The sequence below is a fragment of the Streptomyces sp. NPDC050743 genome (assembly GCF_044456925.1).
Taxonomy (GTDB): Bacteria; Actinomycetota; Actinomycetes; order Streptomycetales; family Streptomycetaceae; genus Streptomyces.
The window spans coordinates 1-4,113 of the sequence record NZ_JBITGJ010000253.1; the positions used below are offsets into that span (position 1 = coordinate 1).

The following is a 4,113-nucleotide window of genomic DNA, read 5'->3' on the forward strand; positions in this document are numbered from 1 at the left end:
GCCCAGTTGCAGACAGGTCGAGAACGCCTGTGAGACGAAGGTGACGGGCACGACGGCGAGCAGCCACCACCAGTTCGCGTCGCCCAGAGCGCGGACCGCCACGCGCCGCCCGACCGCACCCACAGCGCGGGGGGACGCTCTTGGGCCACGTCCACACCACTGGTTCCGGCCCGTCCTCCGGGCGCCACGGGCGGGCCGGCTCCGGGATGCTGCTCATGTCTCCGAGCGTAGGCCTCCTGCCCCGGGCCCCAGATCGTGCAGGGCACGGACAGCGGGCTCGTTCCCTGCTCGGCTCAGCACTTCGGCGAGCGCAGCGCGCGGATCGGCCAGCCCACGGCCGCTGAGGACCATCTCAGCCGCTGCTTCCAGTTCAGCCGCAGCCTCAGAGGCTTCGCCGGCCTTCGCCTGGAGGTATCCCCAGTGGCCGTTCTCGATCGCCTGAGCGCACGCGGAGACCCGCGTCAGCAGCGCGGCGTACGCGGCGGCGAGACGCTCCTCCGCAGGGCTGGGGACTGCCATATGTCGAGCGTATGAGGAACGGGACCGGGCTGCGACAGGACCGCGGTCGTACGACTCCCCGGTCGGGGCGCAGCGCGGCATGCGCCCGTAGGGTGCGGGCATGACCGACCCCGCCCCGCTCACCAGCCGACAGGCCAACCGGCTCATCACCGCGCTCCGGCACGGCCGGGACCTGGACGACGCGGCCGCGGACCTGGGCATCGACCTGCGCGCAGTGTGGGCCAAGGCCCGCACCGACACCCGGCTGACGATCGCTCTCGCCGGACGGGACCCGGACGCCCCCGACGAACGCGGCCGCACCCATCGGGCCGAGTACCTCCGCCTCCTGGCCCTCGGCGTCTCCCCTAGTACTCCAGCCGTAGATCGTGATCTTGCGGGTGGGATGCCGGGTCACGGCCGGGTTGATCCCCGTCTCGATTGGTCCCGTCTGAGAGCGTGCCGGATCAGTTGGACTGCTTGGGAGAGCGGTAGCCGACGTTGTCCGTGTAGAAGCGGCCCTGCTCACACAACGCGTCGATCGCGAGGTTGTCTTCCTCGCTCAGTTGCTCATCCAGAGCGACGCTGATGATGTGGCGGGCGCGGGCCAATCGTCGGGCGACATCCCAGTCGGCGATGAATGTTCCGACGGTGTGCTCGTCGGCGGTTCCGGACGCCTGGCGGGATCCGAGTCGGTCGAGTGAGACCACGAACTCGTTCAGGTCCTGCAGGACTGCGACGATCTCGTTGAGGGGCAGGCGGATCTCTCGCGAGGACATGTCCATCGGCCTGTTCAACTCCAGAACTGGTGCTCAGGACCAGATCCTGATCTTGCTGGTCGGAGCTGGTCCGGGGACGCGTGCGGCCACCGGTGATCATCAGTGTGTGAAGACAGAAGATCAGACGGTGGCCGCAGGTCACAGCATAGATCCTGACCGTTGGCAGGACCTGCTCGAGGTGTTGATGAGCCGCATCGCGGGGCGGTTCGCCCGGGTGGAACCGCGGCGTCGGGCAAGGGCGCTGGTGCTCGGGTTGTTGTCGGACCTGCCACGTAAGAATTGCTGGACGCTCGCGGAGCACGCGGGGGACGCATCCCCGGACGGCCTGCAGCATCTGTTGTCCAGGGCCAGGTGGGACGCCGAGGCGGTCCGCGACGACATCCGCGGCTTCGTCGTCGAGCAGTTGCACGATGACGACGCGGTGTTGGTTGTCGATGAGACCGGCGATTTGAAGAAGGGCACCGCCACGGTCGGGGTCCAGCGTCAGTACACCGGCACCGCCGGACGCATCGAGAACAGCCAGGTCGCCGTCTACCTCGCCTACTCGACCCAGCGGGGACACGCGGCGATCGACCGGGAGCTGTATGTCCCGCGTTCCTGGGTCGAGGACGCCGTCCGCTGCCGAGCCGCCGGAATACCCGACACCGTCGGCTTCGCCACGAAACCCGCGCTCGCCGCCCGCATGATCGGCCGTGCGCTGGACGCCGGCGTCCCCGCGTCCTGGGTGGCCGGTGATGAGGTCTACGGAGGCAACCCGCTTCTGCGGACCGCCCTGGAGGAGCGTGAGGTCGGATACGTCCTCGCCGTCTCCTGCGACCATCAAATTCTCACCCGCGCGGGCAAGTTCCGCGCCGATGCCCTGGTCAAGCAGCTGCCGAAACGGGCTTGGCAGAAGCTCTCCGCCGGCGCCGGAGCCAAGGGACACCGCTTCTACGACTGGGCCCTGGTCGATATCGCCGACGACCGGCCAGGCCATCGCCACCTGCTCGTCCGCCGTAACCGGCGCACCGGCGAACTCGCCTTCAACCGCTGCTACTCGGCGGATCGGGCGCCGCTGTCCACCCTCGTGAAAGTCGCGGGGCGCAGGTGGACGATCGAGGAAACCTTCCAGTCCGGAAAGGGACTGGCCGGCCTCGACGAACATCAGGTCAGGCGCTGGACGTCTTGGCATCGCTGGGTCACGCTCGCGATGCTTGCCCATGCCTTCCTCGCCGCAGCCACCGCCAACGAACGTGCTCAAGAACAGGCTCTGGACGGCCTGATCCCCCTGACCTGCAACGAGATCCGGCACCTTTTCACCACGCTCGTCGCCCAGACCAACCACACAGTCACGCACCGACTCCGCTGGTCCGAATGGCGACGCCGTCATCAAGCTCGCGCCCAGGCCAGCCACTATCAGCGACAAGCTGCCCAGACATGAAGATCGCGATCTACGGCTGGAGTACTAGCCGGGCAGAGCTGATCCTGGGCACCAGCGACCCGGGCGCCTGGCGGGGAGCCGACCCGGCGTTCGCGGCCGCGTGCGACGCCGTGAGCGCCGCCTCGGCCCCGTATGGCCACAGCAGGCCGATCCGGCTGACCCCGCAGCGGGTGGCCCGGTTCCTCGAGGAGCTGAGCAAGCCCCGCACCACCGTCATCTCGGCGGCCGCCGCTATCGGCGTGAGCAGTGCGGCGATCTACCAGCGGCGCAGGCGGGACGAGGAGTTCGCCAAGGCCATGGACGCCGCGCGCCACCGCCGCGGCCGGCCCCGCGGCGTGACGCGGGCGCGCCCGACCCGTTGAGTCTGGTGGCGCGCCTGATCCGTTCCCTGGTGGACCACGCGCCGCTCGAGGGGCCCCGCAACCGGACCCCCGGGGCCCCTCGAGAGAAGCGCGCGACCGTAAGGCGGCTGCCGCCTACCGTCCGCGCCCATGACCTACCTGCCGCTCACCCGCTACGCCGCGCTGGCTGCCTCCGCCCGCGCTCAGGTACGCCCGCACCGGATCGCGGCGCCGCCCGTCCAGATGGCGGAGCTCGCTCACCGGCTCGTGCATACCCCGGCCGTGGAGCGGCGCGCCCTGGTCGCCGACCTGGACGACCGCACGCTCTTGGACGTGCTGGTGGTGCTCGAGCTGCACACGGGCAGCGCCTACGAGCTGTGGCACGACACCCCGTCCGGGTTCGCCGAGGACGTTCTCGGTCTGACTCTCACCAGCGGGCAGCAGGCCGTGCTGGACGTCGTCGGCGAGGACGTCCGCCAGGTCGCCGCCCGCGTACCGCGCTCCGACAACCACCTGATGGCCGCGGTCCTCACGGCCTGGTCCGCGCTGGTGTCCTGCCCCAGCCCTGGGGCGACGTCCCGCGGACCGCGGTCGTGTTGGCGCCGTACCGGCAGCACGCCGAGGACGTGTGGCACTGCCTGGCTGGGATCGTGGAGTCCGCAGTGCTGCCGGGGAAGGTGCTCGTGCACCGCCGTTTGTGGCTGCCCGAGAGCCCGGAGCGGGTGCTGGGCTACGCCGTGTGGAACGTGGAGCCCCCCGCGTTGGCCGGCCTGACAGCGTGGATGGCTGTCGTCGTCGACGCCGACGCGATCGCCGACCCCTACATGCGGGCGACGCTGAACACCCTCGGGCAGCAGACCTACGGCGCGTCCCGGTTCGTGGCCCTGGGCGACACCGACGACGAACCCGAGGAGTGGTTCGCCGTGTTCCAGGCCGGCGACGACGTCACCGCGCCCGTGACCGTGACCGGCGACTAGTAGATCGTCGCGGCTTAATTTTGCTGTGTGGTTGGGTAGAGGTGGCGCAGTTTCACGCGTGCGTCGTCGGTGGTGAAGTGCCAGTCGACTTGGCGCTGGTT

6 protein-coding genes are annotated in these 4,113 nt (G+C 69.9%); 3 read left to right on the plus strand and 3 right to left on the minus strand.

The window, feature by feature from the left end; all coding sequences use genetic code 11:
* Positions 1–213 precede the first annotated feature (213 nt).
* Together ACIBJF_RS52435 and ACIBJF_RS52440 are read right to left on the minus strand one after the other, a co-directional pair.
* Complete coding sequence (locus ACIBJF_RS52435; RefSeq protein WP_399184963.1) at positions 214–519, minus strand: hypothetical protein; 306 nt, start codon at positions 517–519, stop codon at positions 214–216.
* A 443-nt stretch (positions 520–962) separates the two neighbouring features.
* Positions 963–1,274: a hypothetical protein gene (locus tag ACIBJF_RS52440; protein ID WP_399184964.1), complete on the minus strand. Its 312-nt coding sequence runs from the start codon at positions 1,272–1,274 to the stop codon at positions 963–965.
* Between the two features lie 184 nt (positions 1,275–1,458).
* Between ACIBJF_RS52440 and ACIBJF_RS52445 the strand changes: the two genes are divergently transcribed.
* Positions 1,459–2,694, plus strand: a complete 1,236-nt coding sequence (locus tag ACIBJF_RS52445; RefSeq protein ID WP_399184969.1) for an IS701 family transposase — start codon at positions 1,459–1,461, stop codon at positions 2,692–2,694.
* Entirely contained in the window at positions 2,691–3,056 is a 366-nt protein-coding gene (locus tag ACIBJF_RS52450) for a hypothetical protein (protein ID WP_399184965.1), read from the plus strand. Before ACIBJF_RS52445 ends, ACIBJF_RS52450 begins: the two co-directional genes overlap by 4 nt.
* Positions 3,057–3,170: 114 nt before the next feature.
* On the opposite strand, the gene ACIBJF_RS52455 is transcribed toward ACIBJF_RS52450, so the two are convergent.
* Positions 3,171–3,548: a hypothetical protein gene (locus ACIBJF_RS52455; RefSeq protein ID WP_399184966.1), complete on the minus strand. Its 378-nt coding sequence runs from the start codon at positions 3,546–3,548 to the stop codon at positions 3,171–3,173.
* Positions 3,549–3,628: 80 nt separating this feature from the next.
* Here ACIBJF_RS52455 and ACIBJF_RS52460 point away from each other — a divergent pair, with 80 nt between their 5' ends.
* A complete protein-coding gene (locus ACIBJF_RS52460; protein WP_399184968.1) occupies positions 3,629–4,012 on the plus strand; it encodes a hypothetical protein in 384 nt (127 codons plus the stop codon).
* Positions 4,013–4,113 lie beyond the last annotated feature (101 nt).